Raw genomic sequence first — 17,562 nt, 5'->3', positions numbered from 1 at the left:
TGTTTAATATGTTAGAAAACTAAGCTAACAACTCGCTGACTTACGCGCCCGGCGTGGGTGGGGCGCCAATATCCATAGCTCGCTGATAGGCGTCGGGGTCGCCGCCCTCAGGTAGCGTGAAGTTCACCTCATCACCCGTTAGCCACCCATTCACTTCTTCAATTGCAGCAACGTCTAGCAAACCAGCCTGCTGCCGCAGTGACAGGAGATTCACCACATAGTCATAGCGCGCTTCAGCATAGTTAGCGATGGCGTTGTAAAGGCTTTGTTCCGCGTTTAACACGTCAACAATATTGCGTGTGCCCACTTCATAACCGGCACGGGTAGCTTCCAACGCACTGCGGTTAGAGACGATTGCCTGCTGACGAGCCTCAACGGTGTCGACGTTGTTGCTGACCTGGGTATAGAGCGAGCGCACCTGCTGGATAGTAGTACGGCGCTGGGACTCGAAGTCATACTGGCTACTTTCTAACTGGAAGGTACCTTGGCGAATACGAGCGCTGGTGCTGCCACCGGTATAAATAGGCAAGTTAGCTGAGACACCCACTTGGCTTGATGTGTTGTAGCCACTCACCAAATCACTATCGCTATCCGAGTACTGGTAGTTAGCAAATGCCTGCACCGTCGGCATACGTCCGGCACGCGCGAGCTCGACGCCTACGCGAGAAAGCTCAATACCCGCCTGCTGCGCTAATACCTGCGGATTACGCTCTATTGCTTGCTCTACCCAATAGTTACGATCCGTGGGGCTCGGCAGGGCAATCGGCATGCTGTCGCCAAGTGCATCGATATTGGCATAACGCTGCCCCGTCAGCTGTTCAAGCACCTCAAATGCCACCTGAAGATTACTTTCTCCAGCGATGCGATCAGCGCGGGATTGATCAAAACTTGCCCGCGCTTCCTCCACTTCAGTAATTGCAATGAGGCCAACTTCAAACTGCTCTTGAGCCTGTTCTAACTGGCGGCCAATCGCGCGTTCTTGGGCTAAGCGCGCTTCGAGCACTTCATGGGCACGTAAAATATCGAAATAAGCGGTAGCAACATCAATCAACAATTGCTGCTCAGTAGCGGCCAATAGGTACACTTGTTGATCAATCTGGCGCTCAGCCTGATTCACTTCCTGACGCGTGACGGCATTAAATAGTGCCTGGGTCGCTTCAAGCGTTAACGACACCGTATTGTAACGATCATCGCCAACACCTCCTCCACCTGCATTAGAAGCAGCACCACCACTCTGCCCGCCTCTTGAGGAGGACTGACTTTCGTACTGCTGGTTATGTACGACGTTACCAGAAGCATTTACCTGGGGTAGCAATGCACCACTTGCCACGTCACTTGCCGCTTCAACACTTGAAAACTCAGCACGTGCAGAGGCCAAGGCAGCATTGTTGTTAAGCGCATCACGGGTGATATTGATCAAATCTGCCGCTTGAGCAGGCAGGATGAAAGACGATGTAAGCACTGCTAATAGCAGGGGACGAAAAGGGGCATTGACTGCCCAGTGTGCCAGTCGCATGGGATTGCCTCTAGGTGTCAACGTAGGTTGGCGAGTCTGATAGCCATTCTGAAAGGGGGCATTATAGTTACATTCATGTATGTATGCTAGGCTTGAACTTAACCTAAATATATGGACAGCGTCACTTATAAATAGCCGCACTGCATAAGACTCTCTTTTACCTTAGTTCAAAGCCCTATGAGCTTGCAGTTTTTTAGCACTACATTTCCCCACGCGAATGTTAAGTAAACAGTGTTACAGCTAATGTAATAACATGCTGCATGAAGTGAGCATTTGAATTTCTCAAAAAAATGAAATGGTAATTGGCTTATCAAACAAGTAATTGGCAAAACAAACTGATGGTTATTCAAGCGAGAAAAATAGCGCTAACGCCATTTTTGCTGCGTCAAATGCTGACTTATTAAGTCTCAAAAGCTTCCAACACTGCCACACCACGTTCAACGGCACCGCGATACCCCGAACCAAATAACAGCAAATGATTAAGCAGGGGATAAAGCTGAAACAGCGCTTCACGCCTTGGCCAATCGGTTGGCTTATTGCCGTCCCAGTAAGCATCAAAAAAAGGTGCGCCTGGTGTCTCAAACAGGGTCAGCATGGCCAAATCAACATCGGGATAATGGCGATAAACAGCAGGATCGATCAGTGCTGGCCCTTTAGTGGTCGTCAGCACATTGCCCGACCATAGATCCCCATGAATAAGGCTGGCAGGGGAATCTGGCAACCATGTTTCTAGCTGGCCTGCTTGATGTTCAATACGGCGGCATAACGTGTCATCCAGCAGGCCCTGCTGATAACAAGCTTGAGTAAGAGGCAGTAGACGCCGTTCGCGCTGAAACGCACGGCCATCTGTCAGTGGGGAGTTGGGTTGGGGCGTACGCCCACACGCATTATCCTGATGCCAGCCATGGGCCTCACCTATCACACCATGCAACTCACGCAGCCCCTCGCCCAAAGCGACGCTGCTTTGGGCATTTGCGGGTTTGGTATCGAGCGACTCTATCACCAGCCACCCCATCGCCTCTCCTAGAACCTCAGGTATCACTAATGAAGTACCCGCCCCTTTTAGTGTGCGAAGTCCTTCTGCTTCTCCAAGTAGTCGCGCTGAATCATCGTGCTTAATAACGACTTGCCCTTGGCGGGTAGTCAAGGCGTAAACAGCCGCTATATCACCACCACTGAGTGGCTGAAGTTTATCAATGGGGATTAATCCCAGCGTATCTAGCAGATCGCGCAAGATGGCATCCATGACTCTCTCCGCTTGAGCATCGCGTATACTCTCTGTATCTCTCCTTAACGTTACAAGGCACAGCAATACCTTTCTAGGCAATCCGCATTATTAAACGCTATGACGCTGAGCAAGTGCCTCGCGATAACGCTGATAAATCACTTCATAAGCAGTAACACGCTTAGCATCAGGATCCGCAAGTGAAGCGGTATTAAGGTGCACCAAGCGCTCACAAAGCGATGCCAAGGTCACACTCTCCTGATGTAAGTCGCACCAAGCCGCCTGAATGGCAGCACCTAGTGCAGCAGCGTCGGTGATTTCTGGGCAAATTACCTGGGTATTAGTAATGTCAGCCACCATTTGCCGCCAAACTGGGCTCTTTGCACCGCCGCCAATCAGCCTAATCTGGCTAGTGCCTGCAGCTAGCTCACCTAATAGTTCCAAACCATAGCGCAGGCCAAAGGTAGCGCCTTCCATCACCCCTCGGCAGAGGTTAGCTTGAGTCATATTAAGGCTGGTCAAGCCAAGGAAGTCGCCAGTTGCAATGGGCAGCATCGGCACCCGTTCGCCGTTAAAAAACGGCAGTACAATCACCCCCTCGGCCCCAATCGGGGCGCTTGCCACCTGCTCGCTGAAGGTAGCTAAGTCCAGCCCAAACAACTCACGCACGCGAGTAGTCGCAGAAGTAACGTTCATAGTACAGATTAACGGCAGCCAGCCACCGTGGCTGGCACAGAAGTTGGCCACCATGGCACTGTCGCACACCACCGAATCAGGTGAGTAGGCGCACACCGTGCCGGACGTACCTAAACTAAGCGTCACCAGCCCCTGAGTAATATTACCGGTGCCAATTGCGCCCATCATGTTGTCGCCGCCGCCAGAAGACACCAACACATCATCATGAAGCCCTAGCTCTTGCGCCACTAGCGGGCGTACTCGCCCTGCTGGCTCATGCGCCTGGATAAGGCGAGGCAGCACACGATCAGGGTCAAGTTCCGGCGCAATGGCTGCAAATACCTCTTTCTGCCAGCATTGGGCACGCGTATCGAAATAACCGGTGCCCGACGCATCTCCCGCCTCAGTGACTCGCTCACCAGTCAGCCAGAAGTTGAGGTAGTCGTGGGGCAGTAGCAGCGTGGCTATACGCTGGTAGGCATCAGGGTGGTTTTCGCGCAGCCACGCCACTTTAGACGCGGTATAGCCGGTTTGTAATACCAGACCAAGCTTCTCCAGGCAGCCCGCTTCGCCTCCAAGCCGAGCCACTAAATCGTTATTTTGAGTACTAGTTTCGGTATCGCACCACAGTTTTGCGGGATACACCGGCACGCCATCTGCATCCAGTGCCACCATGCCGTGCTGCTGTCCGGAAACGCCTATCCCCCGCACCTGCTTGGTATCAATACCAGAACGCTCAATCGCTTGAATAAAAGCCCCTTTGAGCGCTGCCAGCCACTCTGCTGGTGCCTGCTCCCGGCGGCCATGCTCTCCCTCGTCTAGACCATGAGAACGACTGCCTTCACCCAGGATCACACCGCGCTCCACATCGACTACCACGACTTTAGTACTCTGCGTACCGCAATCTACCCCGATATACATCACAACGTTCCTTTGGACGTGACCAGAGTCTCAAGAGTAGCCCGTGCTCCCCGTTCATGCAGCGACGTCAATATCTTTAGATAAGCATGTAGAAAGCGAGGTTGGTCAGCCAAGTCGCCAAACAGCTCGCGGTTCTCGACAAACGCAGCGGGGTACGTGCGGTTGTTAGTGGCAATAGCCATCAATGGCTCACGCAGACGGTCAACAATATCGATAGCCTCTCCCTGCTCATCGACGCCTTCAGCGTAACGTGCCCAGCTGGCGACCACGGCGGCGCTGCGCTTAATCTCACCTCCCTGGGCAAGTTGCTGGCGAATGACAGGCACGAGCCATTTGGGAATGCGATCAGAGCTTTCAGCACATAGTCGTACCAGAGTGTCTTTAATTTGCGGGTTGGCGAAGCGTTCAATCAGGGTCAGCCGATAGGTTTCTAAATCCACCCCTGGCACTGGTGCCAGCGTAGGCGTGCCCTCTTCACGCATGTAGCTCAGCAAAAACTCAACAAACAGCGGGTCTTGGCACACTTCATGGGCGTAACGGTAGCCTGCTAAGTAGCCGAAATAAGCAAGCGCCTGATGGCTGGCATTGAGCAGTCGTAGCTTCATCAGCTCATAAGGCTCTACATCAGCGACAAGTTGAACGCCTACTTTCTCAAGCGCTGGGCGACCCAAAGGAAAGTGATCTTCCAACACCCATTGAGTAAATGGCTCACATACCACTGGCCAAGCATCCTCAACATCAAACCGCTGGGCCAGCTCGTCGATATCCACGGGCGCTGTCACTGGCGTGATGCGATCCACCATGGCATTGGGAAACGCCACTTCGGCAGCTAGCCAGTCACCAAGCCCTGCGCTACGGGCACGTGCGTAGGCACTGAACATACGTTTAGCCACGTCACCGTTACCTTGAATATTGTCGCAGGACATCACCGTAAAAGGTGCAATGCCCCGCGCCCGGCGACGAACCAGGGCTTCCACCACTAAGCCAAAGCTGGTGGAAGGCTGCTCTGGATGGGTGAGATCATCACGCACCTGCGGAGAATCCAGATTGAACTCTCCGGTCACCGGATGGAGGTTGTAGCCCCCCTCCGTCACGGTGAGCGATACAATCTTGATGGCGGGATCGGCCATTTTTTCGATTACTGCTTCGGGGTCTTCTGGCGCAAACAGATAATCCACCATACTGCCGATCACACGGGGCTGATACTCGCCGTCGGGGTGCTTCACCACGAGCGTATAAAGGTAGTCTTGCGCAGCCAGGGCCTTCTGCATACGCTTATCGCCAGGCATTACTCCCACTCCTACAATGCCCCATTCAAACGCCTCCCCCTGGTTCATTAGCGCGTCAAGGTACATCGCTTGATGGGCACGATGAAAACCACCGACGCCAATATGCACGATGCCTGGCGTCACGGACTGCCGATCATAAGAAGGCGTCTCAACCGCCGCGCTGAGGGCACCCATGTTGTGATTATTAAGCTGGGTCATCGTCACTCTCCGGGTCATTTGTTAGGCACGCCGCGCCCTAGCGCCAGCGCTGGTCAGGTGGCACGCTGGTGCTTTTTACAAGTTCAGCGTTAAGCATGTCTTTTTGATGAGCACGCTCGAGGGCGCCGATATGATCTTGGCCCATGCACAGCCAGCGATTCACCAACCGCTCAACCAGTACGGCATCGTCCACATCGATAAACAGCGTCCAGTCGAACAGCTTGTGCAGCGCCCGCCAGGGTTCTTGATCCAGTAGCAAGTAATTACCTTCTACAATCACAATGCGGTGCGCTGGAGTAATCAACCGCCCTCCGGCTCGAGCGAGATCCAACGGTCGGTCAAACACAGGCACCGCTACCGCTTGATCACCGCGACGAATGCGCACTAAATCATGATGCAAGCCATCAACATCGAAAGTGTGCGGCGCACCTTTCAACGGCAGTTGCTCATCACCCAACACGGCGTTATCGAAGTGATAGCCATCCATCGGAACCACGGCTGCCTGCCCTGGCTGCTGCTGATTAATCGCATCGCATAACAGCGCACTGCGATAAGACTTTCCTGCCCCGGGTGGCCCCACCAGAGCAACCATAAAGCGCGCTTTGCCTTCGGCGGCATCCAACAGTTGGTGGCTTAACGAAACAAGATCAGGGGTCATAGGCGTATCAACTCATCCAGTTCCCACCATCGACGTTGAGCGTCTGGGCAACGACATAGTCACTATCCTGACTAGCAAGAAACACGGCGGCCCCCGTGTGGTCTTCCGGCAACCCCATACGTCCAAAGGGGACAGATTCGCCAACCAAACGCTTTTTCTCGCCCAGCGGGCGATTCTCATAGCGTGCAAACAATGCATCGACTTCTTCCCACATCGGCGTATCCACTACGCCTGGTGCAATGCCGTTCACGTTGATACGGTGCTTAATCAAATCCAGCCCGCAGGACTGGGTGAGGCTAATAACAGCGGCTTTACTAGCGCAGTAAACGCTGACGAGTGGTTCGCCTCGTCGGCCTGCCTGAGACGACATATTAATAATTTTACCCCCTTGGCCTTGTGCCACCATGGCGCGAGCCACGGTCTGTAGCGTAAAAAACAGCCCCTTGGTATTCACCGCAAACTGCTTGTCAAAGCTGGCCTCTGTCACCTCGAGCACCGGTGCCATATCAAACACCGCGGCGTTATTGACTAAAATATCAATCCCGTCAAATCGCTCGGTAACGCGCTCCACCATGGCGTTGATAGAAGCTTGGTCGCACACGTTCAGCACGACACCCATCACACGCTCGGCACTAGCGTCTTGTTGCAGCGTGGCGAGCGCATCGTCAATGGCATTGGCATCGATATCGGCCACAATGACATTCGCCCCTTCGGCGAGGTAGCGCTGAGCAATGGCTAGCCCGATACCACGAGCACCGCCTGTGATGACGGCGCGTTTATTGAGCAGTTTCATTGTTATCTTGTCCTTGCAAATGGGATTGCCACTCGTCTACTAAAGCGTGAAGTCCGCGCATATGGGGCAAAATTCGCCAAGCGCCCGCCGCTAATAACCGTGAGGACTGTTGTTCATCTATATGACTCGCTCCCACAAAACCAATCACTCGCATGCCTGCAGCATAAGCAGCGGTTACCCCTGCCACGCTATCTTCTACCACCAGACAGCAGCTGGGTGGGCAGCCAAGAGAACGGGCCGCCAAGTGATAAATAGCGGGGTCCGGTTTAGGGTTTTCGACCTGCTCGGCGGTGAAAATCGGCACATCGCCTAGCACGCCGTTCAGTTGGGTAGTGGCGAGCGATGCCAGCACGCGGCAACGGCGGCTGTTCGACACGACAGCCTTGGGTAAATCGATCCCGCTGACGGCTGCATGCACCCCTGCAATGGCGGTTAACTCCCTCGCCAAGCGCGCCTCTATGGCGTTATCAACCAGTTCAGCGGCATTGGGCGGCAATAAATGGCGGCTTAGCTGTTCCAGATGCTGGAGGATGTTGGCCGTCGTCATCCCCAAGGCTTGGCTAAGCAACGTCGGGATATCCAGATCCGGCAGCCACTGCCCAAGGTGGGTTTCCAGGGTCTCTTCAGCAAGTGCTTCGCTATCCACCAAGACGCCGTCACAATCAAAAATCAGCGCTTTCATACCTGCTCCCCTGGAGAGGCTGATTCCGTAGCCACGCGGTTATCTTGACGGGTCAGGCTTGCCAGCGGATGCTGCTGCAGGCTAGGTAGGGCTAGCCCGCCTGCGTCAAACAGATGGGCACGCTCGGGGGCAAAACCAAAGCGCACGGTATCGTTGACCCGGTAGGCCACATCGCCATCAGCCATAATAGTGATCAGCTCATCGTCCATTTGAACGTAGAGCGAGGTTTGACCGCCGAGGCGCTCAAGCACTTTGATCTGCCCACTCAGCGGCCCCTGCTTATCAAGTACTAAGTGTTCTGGGCGAACACCCAGCTCAAGGGTGGCGTTAGCATCCAAATGTGCACCATCGACCGGCACGCTGCGCTCACCGCCGCCGGGCAAACGAATCGCTACGCCTTCAGGCGTTACGCCGGTCAACGTCACCGGTAGAAAGTTCATTTTCGGTGAGCCAATAAAGCCCGCCACAAAGCGATTGCGCGGATGGTGGTAGAGCGCCATTGGCGAGCCCACCTGCTCCACCACGCCATCGTGTAGCACAACGATTTTATCGGCCATGGTCATGGCTTCTACCTGATCGTGGGTGACGTAAATCATCGTGGCATCTAGTTCTTCATGCAGCCGTGCCAGCTCAATACGCATCTGCACCCGCAGCGCCGCATCCAAATTGGAGAGCGGCTCGTCAAACAAGAAGATACTCGGATTGCGCACAATCGCTCGCCCAATCGCCACTCGCTGGCGCTGGCCGCCTGAAAGCGCTTTAGGCTTGCGATCTAATAGCGGCTCCAGTTGCAGAATTTTGGCCGCCTCCAACACTTTGGCACGCCGCTCCTCCTTGGGCACTCCGGCCAAGCGCATGCTGAAGCCCATGTTGCCCTCAACGGTCATGTGCGGATATAGCGCATAACTCTGAAACACCATGGCCAAGCCCCGGTCGGCGGGGCCCACATCGTTTATTCGCTTACCATCGATCAGAATGTCGCCGTCGCTTGCACTCTCCAAGCCCGCGATCATGCGCATCAGCGTGGATTTGCCACAGCCCGACGGGCCAACAAACACCACGAACTCGCGGTCATTCACCTCGAGATCAATACCTTTGATGACCTTGGTGTCGCCAAACTGTTTGATAATGTTCTTCAGTTGTAAGGTTGCCATGGGGAACTCCTTTACTTGACGGCGCCAAAGGTCAGGCCGCGCACCATTTGTTTTTGGGTCATCCAGCCGAGGATCAGGATGGGGGCGATTGCCATGGTGGAAGCCGCTGAAAGCTTGGCCCAGAACAGCCCTTCAGGGCTTGAGAAGGAGGCAATATACGCGGTCAACGGTGCCGCTTTCGACGAGGTTAAGTTGAGACTCCAGAACGCTTCGTTCCAGCTCAAAATCACTGAGAGCAGCCCAGTAGAGGCGATGCCCGGCAACGTTAGCGGCAGCAGCAGGAAAAACACCTCCTGCAGAGTAGACGCGCCGTCCATCCTGCCGGCTTCCAAGATGTCTTTGGGCATATCTTTGAAGAAGGTGTAGAGCATCCACACCACAATGGGCAGGTTCATCAGGGTGTAAATAATGATTAGCCCGGTACGGGTATCCAACAGCCCCACATCGCGGAAAATCAAATAGATAGGTACCAAGACACCGACAGGTGGCAGCATTTTGGTAGAAAGCATCCAGAGCAGCGTGCCCTTGGTGCGCTTAGTGGGCAAAAAGGCCATGGCATACGCCGATGGAATGGCAATCAGCAGTGCTAAAAAAGTGGAGCCAAACGCTACGACTACGCTATTTAGCGCAAAACGCGCATAGCCCGAGCGTGCCTGAACAGCTTGATAGCTCTCAAGTGTGGGGGAAAAGATAAAACTTGGATCTGCAATGGCTGCCGTTTCAGTTTTAAACCCGGTCAACACCATCCACAGGATGGGAAAAAAGATAATCAGGGCAATCGACCAGCCTACTAGGGTTAAAACCAGTTGCCTAATGGGCAACGAGCGAGCGTTAGCTGGCGCGATGCTATTACGATGAAGTGTCATTGAAATGCTCCCAAGACGCCCTGGCACCGGGGTTAGTCTTCTAAATTCTTAGCGACCATACGGACAAGGAAAATCGCGACGATATTGGCAAGAATGATGGCGATCACCCCACCCGCAGAGGCCATGCCCACATCGAAATCCAGTAGCGCTTGGATATAGATCAAATAGGCTAAGTTAGTGGTCGCAAGCCCCGGCCCACCGGAGGTGGTGACAAAAATCTCAGCAAAAATCGTCAGCAAAAATATCATTTCGATCATGATCACCACGCTAATGGCACGCTTTAAGTGCGGCAGCGTAATGAAGAAGAAAATCGCTAGTGGCCCAGCACCATCCATACGCGCCGCTTCCACTTGGTCTTCATCCAGCGACTGCATGGCGGTGAGCAGGATCAGTAGCGCAAACGGCAGCCACTGCCACGACACAATAATGATGATGGACGTTAGTGGTAACGATGAGAACCAGTCCAATGCAGGCAGCCCTAGCGACTGCGCCAGCCACGCTAAGACCCCGTTAGAGGGGTGCATCATCATGTTTTTCCATACCAGTGCACTCACTGTTGGCATGACAAAGAAGGGAGAAATCGCCAGCACGCGAGCAATGCCACGCCCAGCAAACTCCTGCTGGAACAGCACTGCAAGCAGGGTGCCTCCCACCACGGTAATCACCAGCACCGAACCTACCAGTAATAGGGTGGTGCCCATCGCCGACCATAGCGCTGGATCAGTCAGCAGATACTCATAGTTTTCCAGCCCAGCGAAGCCGGTCATCCCTGGCATGAGTAAGTTATAGCGTTGAAAAGAAAACCAGATCGTCATACCCAGGGGTACGATCATCCAGAGCAGCAGCAGCGATACCGCGGGCGCTTGAAGCGAAAGCGTTCTTAGCCCGCCGACCGTACGGCCGGAAGCACGTGTTCTATTCATGGAAATACCTGCAAGAAAACAGACCTGCTAGAACCACTGAAATACGTCTGCCCATGACTGGGCAGACGCAAGAGTACATTAACGTTCGATGTAGCCAGCCCGTTGCATGGTGCGCTCGGTGGCTCGCTGAGCGCTATCAAGCGCCTGCGTTACTGAGGTGTCACCGGTCAGAGCGGCGGCAATCGTTTGGCCCACTTGCGTACCAATCGACTGAAACTCTGGAATACCTACAAACTGAACGCCGACATAGGGGTTTGGCTCTAGGCTGGAGTCAGTAGGATCAGCTTCTTGTATGGCGTTAAGCACAAAATCGGCAAATGGCGCGGCATCAACGTACTGCTCGTTGGCATAGGTGGACTCACGAGTACCCGGCGGTACGCTGGTCCAGCCGTTCGTTTCACCAACAAGCTTGATGTACTCCTGTGAAGTCGCCCAGGTAATGAATTGCTGTGCTGCTTCTTTGTGCTCCGAGGAAGCGGGAATCGCCAGCGCCCAGGACCAAAGCCAATGAGAGCCTTTAGGGGTTTCCGCGATGGGTGCTGGCGCAAAGCCTAGTGTATTTGCTACGTCCGATTCGTTTTCATCGTAGAGCTTGCCTGCTGCCGAGGTGGCATCAACCCACATGGCGCAGTTCCCACGAGAAAAGAGTGCTAGGTTTTCGTTGAAACCGTTGGAGCTGGCACCAGGCGGACCGTAATTGCTTAGCAGGTCAACATAGAACGCAATCGCATTGTTCCAGGCCTCGGAGTTAAGCTCCGGATTCCACTGCTCATCAAACCAGCGGCCGCCAAAGGTGTTCACCAGCGTCGAGACAAAAGCCATGTTCTCGCCCCAGCCCGGCTTACCGCGCAAGCAAATACCTGCCAGGTTCTCTTCGGTACCGTGTAACTGCTCAGCCCAGTCGCGCACCTGCTCCCAGGTGGGCTGCTCTGGCATCTCGATGCCAGCCTGCTCAAACAGATCAGTGCGGTAGTACATCATAGAGCTTTCCGCATAGAACGGCAGGGCGTGCAGCGTGCCATCTAGGCTTAGGCCATCGCGAACCGATGCCAGCAAATCATCTTCATTGTAGTCATCGGGCAAGTTTTCCAGCGGCTCAAGCCAACCGCGCTCTGCCCAGATAGGCACTTCATAAGTACCGATGGTCATCACATCGAACTGCCCTCCACCGGTGGCAATATCTGTGGTCATACGCTGACGCAGCACATTCTCCTCAAGCACCACCCAGTCCAGAGTGATATCTGGGTGCGCTTGCTCAAAGGCATCGGTCAGGCTCTGCATGATGACCATGTCGTTATTGTTTACCGTGGCAACCGTGATTTCTGTTTGAGCGTGGGCTTGGCCAGCTACCGCAATAGCGGCCGCTAGGGTCGTGACGGGCAAATGACGTGCGAGACGCATACAGCTTTCCTCTTGGCAAATATTGGCATTGTTTTTATCGGCACAGCTGTTACTGGAACGGTCTTTATTAGGGCTGTGGTTATTAAAGACGGTGGTTATTAAAGACGGTGGTTATTGGAAATGTAGCTATTGGCACCGCAGCCAAAATGATCACATTGATCAATCATCGATCAAATGATCGTACGAAAGCCAAAAAAAAGCAAAGCCAACTCTTTTAGACTTTATGCTAATTCATTCAGCTATTTGCATGTTGCACTGCGCTAAAATCATTGCGTAATGGTGTTAACGATATGTCTTGCCGCGATTTCATCCGTTATCAATCCTTTTAACCAGCCTCCTCGCAATGCTGCCCGTATGGCGGGTGCTTTATCGTGCCCACCCGCTATTGCCACCATATGATGCTTACCGAATCGCTCTAGAGGCAAACTGGTCACTCGCCGTGTTATTGAGCAATTAATCACCTCTCCCCGTTCGTTAAGCGGCCAGCCCAGCAACTCACCTACTGCTTTAAGGCTTAATAGCTCATCTAGCTCACTTTCGCTGATGAAGTGGTCTTGAAATAACGTGGCTTGTCGATCAATTCTGCCGACTCCAATAAAGGCAGCTTCAGACTCTCTCGCCACATCGGCAATCGCTTTAAACAGGCGCTGTGTCAACATGGCCTCTTTCTCGACTAACGACTCAGCAACCACGGGAGCAGGTAGTAAAAAGCGCTCGCCACCCGTTTTATCCGCCAGCAGCATGACCGCGTCGTAGCGGTTAGCCGACCCATCCCTGGCAACATTCCCTACCAGAGAAACAAAGCGATGTTGGGGCCGCTCAATACGACTAAGAGCCTCTACCGCAGCCCGTACCGAGCGCCCAGTTCCTAAAGACAGCGTTAATGGATCGCTGCGCTCCACCAAGCGAGCCATCCGTTCAGCAGCTGCAACAGCTAAGTAATACGCAGCGCTTTCAGGTGCCTGGCTATCGGCGGGCACAACATCGCAATACGCTAAGCCGAAATGATCGCGAAGCACGCTGCCTAATGTCATACAGGTAGAAATAGGATGGTCAATATGGACCTTTACCAACCCTTCTTGCCTTGCGAGTGCTAACAGGCGTTGGACACCGGGTCGAGAAACCCCTAACTGGTTGGCAATTTCATCCTGAGTCATGCCGCCGACATAAGACATCCAAGCGGCTCTGGCCGCCTGATCAAGCTTCACCTCAAACTTATCCATTGACACACTCACTGCCCTATAATTTGAAATATTGTCGCACAACGCCTTCCGTAGGGCTCTTGCGCCATGGTTTATTAATAAGGATATACATGACTATGTACAAGCTTGCTTTTTTTGTTCCCGTTGATGATGCCGAGAGTGTTAAAGAAGCGGTTTTTGAAACAGGGGCTGGCCGACTTGGTGATTACGAGGCCTGCTGTTTTCAAACCCACGGCACCGGCCAATTCCGCCCGCTGGAGGGCTCGCACCCCCACATTGGACACGTAGGGTCGCTCGAAATTGTCGAAGAAGTGAAGGTTGAACTTGTTTGCCGCGATGAGCATATACGGGCAGCGATTGCAGCACTGAAATTAGCCCACCCCTATGAAGAGGTGGCCTATGATGTTTGGCAATTGGCCGACCTGTAATTCAGCGTTACCAGGCTTTAATAGACCACGTTGCTAGCAACGCCTAAACAGCAATAAAACTTAGGCACTGCCAAAATATCGCTCCCTATCTTCAGGGGTAATTGAGCTGATGTGCAGCGGGTAGTGCGAACTTTTACGGTCTTCATAAAAGTGCTGTAACGTGCGTTCAATCGTTGGGAAAGCAAGCTCGTCCCAAGGAATTTCATGCTCTTCGAACAGCGCTACCTCCAAGCTTTCAGGGCCCGCACTAAAACCACCGAGAAGCTCTGCACGGAAAATCATATACACTTGATTGATATGAGGCAGATCAATGAGCGTGTATAACCCCTCCAGTTTGACCTCGGCAACGGCCTCCTCCCAGGTCTCGCGTGCGGCGGCCTGCTGAGTGGTTTCGGCGTTTTCCATATAGCCCGCGGGTAGCGTCCAATACCCTTTGCGCGGAGAAATCGCCCGTTTACACAGCAATATTTTATCGCCAATCACCGGCAGCGTACCCGCGACAATACGCGGATTCTGGTAATGAATAGTGCCACAGGCATCGCATAAATAGCGCGAACGGTCATCGCCTTCAGGAACAGCAAAACGGACTTTTTCACCACACTGACTACAAAAATTCATCGCGTTTTCTCTACGGCTGATGGGGCAAGGCTTTAACGTACTTGACGTCAAACACCGCTGCTGGGTAAAAGAGAACAAAGCAAATGGAAGCTCTATGTTAGAGAAACTGCGCAAACAGCTGCAACAGCACTCTCCTCAACGGCTAGACCACGTTGTAATGCCTGAGGCTGCCGTGCTCATGCCTATTGTTGAGCGTCCATCGCCCACGCTGCTGTTTACACGGCGAGCGAGCCATCTCAGCACTCACAGTGGACAAGTGGCATTTCCCGGTGGCAAACGCGAGGCTTGTGATGCCGACCTCTATGCGACGGCTCTTCGCGAGGCAGAAGAAGAGATTGCGCTAGCGCCCACCTTTGTACAACCCTTGGGAAGGTTATCAGACGTTATTTCACTGCATGGCATCCGAGTAACCCCGTGGGTCGGTATCATTCCGCCAGATTTACCCTTGGTGGCAGATCCATCTGAATTAGACACCATTTTTGAAGTACCTATCAGCCATTTTCTAGATGATAAGCGCACCCATACCGATGTGATCACGGTAGATGGCGTTGCCCACTATGTACCCAGCTACCATGTCGACGGCCACGTGATTTGGGGGCTTTCTGCCATGATGCTGGTAGAACTTCTGGCGGAAGGATTTGGCATGGCAATTGACCTTTACCAGCGCCCACCAGGAGCATTACGTCACTATCCAGAGAGAAGCAGTCGCCTACCAAAAGCAACTCGCATGCCGACTAAGAGAACCATGAAATGATTGCCTCTGCAGCGCCAAACGCCTTACCCAATAGCAATAGTAATAGCCCACCAGCGATCAACCCCGTCGCCCATATTGCACTGGTTGATGCGCTTGTTGAGCAAGGCTGGTACGTGGGTAACAACGTGATAGACCTTGATCTTTGCCAAGCACTGCACAAAGAGCTGCTCCACATGGCCGCACACGATGTACTTGATGAGGCTGGCATTGGCCGTGGCAAAGAGCATCATCTTCGCAAAGATATTCGCGGCGATGCCATTCATTGGTTGGATAGAGAAAGCGTAGCCCAGCGCCGCTACCTAGATGCCATGGCAGAACTCCAGCTATCTCTCAATCAAGCGCTCTTCCTAGGATTGTTTGAGTATGAGGCCCACTTTGCCCACTACCCGCCCGGCGCGTTTTATCAACGCCACTTAGACAGTTTTCGAGGGCGAGCGAACCGAGTTATTTCAACTGTCGGTTACTTAAACCCTCAGTGGCCCTTAGATGGCGGCGGAGAAATGGTCATTTATCACCCCGACACCCCTTCTCAGGAAGTCGCCCGCGTAGTGCCTGAAGCAGGTACGTTTGCCTGCTTTTTATCCGAAACCATTCCCCACGAGGTGCTGCCAACCCAGCATCCGCGCGCTAGCATCGCTGGCTGGTTTAGGCGTAACGCCTCGCTGGGTGGCGTGCTCGACCCGGCGCGCTGAAACAGTATGGACACCAATAACGAAGCCACATTAATTGCCAGAATCAAAGCACTAGAAGCGCAAAACGCAGTGCTAGAAGAAGAGAAGCGTCATTATCAGTGGCTAGCAGAAAGCACCACTGATTTGATATCTCGCCATGCCCGCGACGGTACTTTTTTATATGCCTCTCAAGCAGCGAGAGACTTATTAGGATACGAACCGGAAGAGCTGATTGGCGTGTCTGCCTATCAGCTGTTTCATCCCGCCGATTTAAGTGACCTGCTTAACAAATCACCTCGAGTCTACTATCACGACGGTTTTTATCAGCAAACGTATCGGTTTCGGGCTAAAGCAGGTCACTACATATGGTTTGAAACCACCAGCCGAACCCGCCGAGATGATGCCACAGGCGAGCTAATTGATATTTTATGCGTCTCTCGGGATGTAAGCCGCCGAGTCCATGCAGAAGCCACAAGAGAGCGCTTAGCGCAGGTGGTCGAATCCACCACTGACTACGTGCTTTTTTTAGGGCCTAACCAACATATTTTTAGTGCCAACGAAGCAGCTCGGCGCTGTTTTTCACTCCCGCGAGATGCCATGCAAGTTGCCCTGTCAGCGCTTTACCCTACTGACTCATTGGCACTACTGGAGCAGGTGGTATTCCCCGCCGTTGAACGCTATGGCTCCTGGAGCGGCGAGCTGGAAATGCTCAGCACGAACGGTTCAGTTCCCGTACTTAGTGTCGTGCTTACCCACCGCAGCCGAGGGGCGGAACCTGGGCATTTTGCATTAATTAATCGCGATATTAGCGTGCGTAAAGTTGCCGAAGCCCAGGCACGTCGGCACCAAGAACAAATTGCCCATGCCAATCGGTTAGCCGCCGCCGGAGAGCTTGCGTCTAATATTGCCCATGAACTCAATCAGCCTCTTGGTGCAATCGCCAATTACACCAGTGGCGCCCTTTTGAAAACAACGCACACGCCCAACTTACCCGCCAGCGAACTTCAGCTGCCACTGGCCCGCATTGATGAGCAAGTACAGCGTCTTGCCGAGCGACTCCGACATATGCGCAGCTTTGTGCGTAAACGCAGTCACTGCGTCAGGCCACTGATACTTGAACACGTCATTGCCGCCGCCTTTCAACTGTGCGACTGGCAATATAAACAGGCCTCAGTTCAGCTTACTCAACAATTGCCCCATGGATTGCCACGTATTTATGCAGACCCTATTGCCCTTGAGCAAGTAATCGTTAACCTATTGCTCAACGCGCTAACTGCGAGCCGTGACACCCCTGGTGCCGATCAGGTCATCGTTTCGGCGCAAAAAAGCGGCAATCGGCAACTGACCCTTAGCGTTGAAGACCAGGGCCCAGGTGTAGCGCCAGCACATCAAGACACCATTTTTGATGCCTTCTTCACCACCCGCGATGAAGGACTGGGAATGGGCTTGGCAATTAGCCGTTCGCTAATTGAGAGCATGGGCGGGGCGCTTACTCTTCGCCCCCAACAAAGCGCGAAAGGCGCCTGCTTTGACATCACGCTTCGCACAGAAACAATATGAATGCGCAATCAGTGCATTAACAGGGGCC

General features: G+C 53.4%; 17 protein-coding genes. 4 read left to right on the top strand and 13 right to left on the bottom strand.

Annotated elements, in window-relative coordinates:
• Window positions 1-40: 40 nt before the first annotated feature.
• The 12 genes from B6A39_RS04765 to B6A39_RS04710 all read right to left on the bottom strand — a co-directional run bounded on the left by B6A39_RS04765 (window position 41) and on the right by B6A39_RS04710 (window position 13,524).
• Window positions 41-1,516 carry a TolC family outer membrane protein gene (locus tag B6A39_RS04765; RefSeq protein ID WP_083001893.1) on the bottom strand — a complete coding sequence of 492 codons (1,476 nt, stop codon included), beginning with the start codon at window positions 1,514-1,516 and terminating at the stop codon, window positions 41-43.
• 400 nt (window positions 1,517-1,916) lie between these two features.
• The gene (locus B6A39_RS04760) at window positions 1,917-2,762 is read right to left on the bottom strand and encodes a fructosamine kinase family protein (RefSeq protein WP_083001891.1); all 846 of its coding nucleotides are present in this window, start codon (window positions 2,760-2,762) and stop codon (window positions 1,917-1,919) included.
• A gap of 90 nt (window positions 2,763-2,852) precedes the next feature.
• Complete coding sequence (gene xylB, locus B6A39_RS04755; protein WP_083001889.1) at window positions 2,853-4,337, bottom strand: xylulokinase; 1,485 nt, start codon at window positions 4,335-4,337, stop codon at window positions 2,853-2,855.
• A complete protein-coding gene (locus B6A39_RS04750; RefSeq protein WP_083001887.1) occupies window positions 4,337-5,824 on the bottom strand; it encodes a mannitol dehydrogenase family protein in 1,488 nt (495 codons plus the stop codon). Before B6A39_RS04750 ends, xylB begins: the two co-directional genes overlap by 1 nt.
• Before the next feature lie 37 nt (window positions 5,825-5,861).
• Complete coding sequence (locus B6A39_RS04745; protein ID WP_083001885.1) at window positions 5,862-6,482, bottom strand: nucleoside/nucleotide kinase family protein; 621 nt, start codon at window positions 6,480-6,482, stop codon at window positions 5,862-5,864.
• Window positions 6,483-6,489: 7 nt separating this feature from the next.
• Window positions 6,490-7,275 carry an L-iditol 2-dehydrogenase gene (locus B6A39_RS04740; protein WP_083001883.1) on the bottom strand — a complete coding sequence of 262 codons (786 nt, stop codon included), beginning with the start codon at window positions 7,273-7,275 and terminating at the stop codon, window positions 6,490-6,492.
• Window positions 7,259-7,957: an HAD family hydrolase gene (locus B6A39_RS04735; protein WP_083001881.1), complete on the bottom strand. Its 699-nt coding sequence runs from the start codon at window positions 7,955-7,957 to the stop codon at window positions 7,259-7,261. Before B6A39_RS04735 ends, B6A39_RS04740 begins: the two co-directional genes overlap by 17 nt.
• Window positions 7,954-9,111 carry an ABC transporter ATP-binding protein gene (locus B6A39_RS04730; protein ID WP_083001879.1) on the bottom strand — a complete coding sequence of 386 codons (1,158 nt, stop codon included), beginning with the start codon at window positions 9,109-9,111 and terminating at the stop codon, window positions 7,954-7,956. The genes B6A39_RS04735 and B6A39_RS04730 overlap by 4 nt, the downstream gene beginning before the upstream one ends.
• Window positions 9,112-9,122: 11 nt before the next feature.
• The gene (locus tag B6A39_RS04725) at window positions 9,123-9,977 is read right to left on the bottom strand and encodes a carbohydrate ABC transporter permease (RefSeq protein ID WP_083001876.1); all 855 of its coding nucleotides are present in this window, start codon (window positions 9,975-9,977) and stop codon (window positions 9,123-9,125) included.
• Window positions 9,978-10,009: 32 nt separating this feature from the next.
• Complete coding sequence (locus tag B6A39_RS04720; protein ID WP_083001874.1) at window positions 10,010-10,900, bottom strand: carbohydrate ABC transporter permease; 891 nt, start codon at window positions 10,898-10,900, stop codon at window positions 10,010-10,012.
• Window positions 10,901-10,978: 78 nt separating this feature from the next.
• Window positions 10,979-12,301, bottom strand: a complete 1,323-nt coding sequence (locus B6A39_RS04715) for an ABC transporter substrate-binding protein (protein WP_083001872.1) — start codon at window positions 12,299-12,301, stop codon at window positions 10,979-10,981.
• A gap of 266 nt (window positions 12,302-12,567) precedes the next feature.
• Window positions 12,568-13,524, bottom strand: coding sequence for a sugar-binding transcriptional regulator (locus B6A39_RS04710; RefSeq protein ID WP_083001870.1), 957 nt, complete (start codon window positions 13,522-13,524; stop codon window positions 12,568-12,570).
• Window positions 13,525-13,619: 95 nt separating this feature from the next.
• On the opposite strand from B6A39_RS04710, the gene B6A39_RS04705 reads away from it, so the two are divergent.
• The gene (locus tag B6A39_RS04705) at window positions 13,620-13,931 is read left to right on the top strand and encodes an NGG1p interacting factor NIF3 (RefSeq protein WP_083001868.1); all 312 of its coding nucleotides are present in this window, start codon (window positions 13,620-13,622) and stop codon (window positions 13,929-13,931) included.
• Window positions 13,932-13,991: 60 nt separating this feature from the next.
• Here B6A39_RS04705 and B6A39_RS04700 read toward each other — a convergent pair whose 3' ends face one another.
• On the bottom strand, window positions 13,992-14,549 hold the full coding sequence (locus B6A39_RS04700; RefSeq protein WP_083001867.1) for an NUDIX hydrolase: 558 nt from the start codon (window positions 14,547-14,549) through the stop codon (window positions 13,992-13,994).
• 94 nt (window positions 14,550-14,643) lie between these two features.
• Between B6A39_RS04700 and B6A39_RS04695 the strand changes: the two genes are divergently transcribed.
• From B6A39_RS04695 to B6A39_RS04685, 3 genes are read left to right on the top strand one after another with little or no spacing between them, the layout of a single operon-like run.
• Entirely contained in the window at window positions 14,644-15,303 is a 660-nt protein-coding gene (locus B6A39_RS04695; RefSeq protein WP_198036756.1) for a CoA pyrophosphatase, read from the top strand.
• Complete coding sequence (locus tag B6A39_RS04690) at window positions 15,300-15,995, top strand: 2OG-Fe(II) oxygenase (RefSeq protein WP_083001862.1); 696 nt, start codon at window positions 15,300-15,302, stop codon at window positions 15,993-15,995. Before B6A39_RS04695 ends, B6A39_RS04690 begins: the two co-directional genes overlap by 4 nt.
• Before the next feature lie 6 nt (window positions 15,996-16,001).
• Complete coding sequence (locus B6A39_RS04685; RefSeq protein ID WP_083001860.1) at window positions 16,002-17,534, top strand: PAS domain-containing sensor histidine kinase; 1,533 nt, start codon at window positions 16,002-16,004, stop codon at window positions 17,532-17,534.
• The last annotated feature ends 28 nt before the right edge of the window (window positions 17,535-17,562 follow it).

It is taken from the genome of Halomonas sp. GT, assembly GCF_002082565.1.
Lineage (GTDB): Bacteria > Pseudomonadota > Gammaproteobacteria > Pseudomonadales > Halomonadaceae > Vreelandella.
The sequence above is the reverse complement of the archived record's forward strand: the minus strand, read 5'-3'. Positions and strand labels throughout refer to the sequence as shown.

Bases quoted from the DNA above. Each gene is read 5' to 3' on its own strand.
- B6A39_RS04765 (WP_083001893.1), bottom strand. From the start codon at position 1,516: ATGCGACTGGCACACTGGGCAGTCAATGCCCCTTTTCGTCCCCTGCTA.
- B6A39_RS04715 (WP_083001872.1), bottom strand. From the start codon at position 12,301: ATGCGTCTCGCACGTCATTTGCCCGTCACGACCCTAGCGGCCGCTATT.
- B6A39_RS04745 (WP_083001885.1), bottom strand. From the start codon at position 6,482: ATGACCCCTGATCTTGTTTCGTTAAGCCACCAACTGTTGGATGCCGCC.
- B6A39_RS04720 (WP_083001874.1), bottom strand. From the start codon at position 10,900: ATGAATAGAACACGTGCTTCCGGCCGTACGGTCGGCGGGCTAAGAACG.
- B6A39_RS04710 (WP_083001870.1), bottom strand. From the start codon at position 13,524: ATGGATAAGTTTGAGGTGAAGCTTGATCAGGCGGCCAGAGCCGCTTGG.
- B6A39_RS04700 (WP_083001867.1), bottom strand. From the start codon at position 14,549: ATGAATTTTTGTAGTCAGTGTGGTGAAAAAGTCCGTTTTGCTGTTCCT.
- B6A39_RS04750 (WP_083001887.1), bottom strand. From the start codon at position 5,824: ATGACCCAGCTTAATAATCACAACATGGGTGCCCTCAGCGCGGCGGTT.
- B6A39_RS04730 (WP_083001879.1), bottom strand. From the start codon at position 9,111: ATGGCAACCTTACAACTGAAGAACATTATCAAACAGTTTGGCGACACC.
- B6A39_RS04725 (WP_083001876.1), bottom strand. From the start codon at position 9,977: ATGACACTTCATCGTAATAGCATCGCGCCAGCTAACGCTCGCTCGTTG.
- xylB (WP_083001889.1), bottom strand. From the start codon at position 4,337: ATGTATATCGGGGTAGATTGCGGTACGCAGAGTACTAAAGTCGTGGTA.
- B6A39_RS04740 (WP_083001883.1), bottom strand. From the start codon at position 7,275: ATGAAACTGCTCAATAAACGCGCCGTCATCACAGGCGGTGCTCGTGGT.
- B6A39_RS04705 (WP_083001868.1), top strand. From the start codon at position 13,620: ATGTACAAGCTTGCTTTTTTTGTTCCCGTTGATGATGCCGAGAGTGTT.
- B6A39_RS04735 (WP_083001881.1), bottom strand. From the start codon at position 7,957: ATGAAAGCGCTGATTTTTGATTGTGACGGCGTCTTGGTGGATAGCGAA.
- B6A39_RS04760 (WP_083001891.1), bottom strand. From the start codon at position 2,762: ATGGATGCCATCTTGCGCGATCTGCTAGATACGCTGGGATTAATCCCC.
- B6A39_RS04685 (WP_083001860.1), top strand. From the start codon at position 16,002: ATGGACACCAATAACGAAGCCACATTAATTGCCAGAATCAAAGCACTA.
- B6A39_RS04690 (WP_083001862.1), top strand. From the start codon at position 15,300: ATGATTGCCTCTGCAGCGCCAAACGCCTTACCCAATAGCAATAGTAAT.
- B6A39_RS04695 (WP_198036756.1), top strand. From the start codon at position 14,644: ATGTTAGAGAAACTGCGCAAACAGCTGCAACAGCACTCTCCTCAACGG.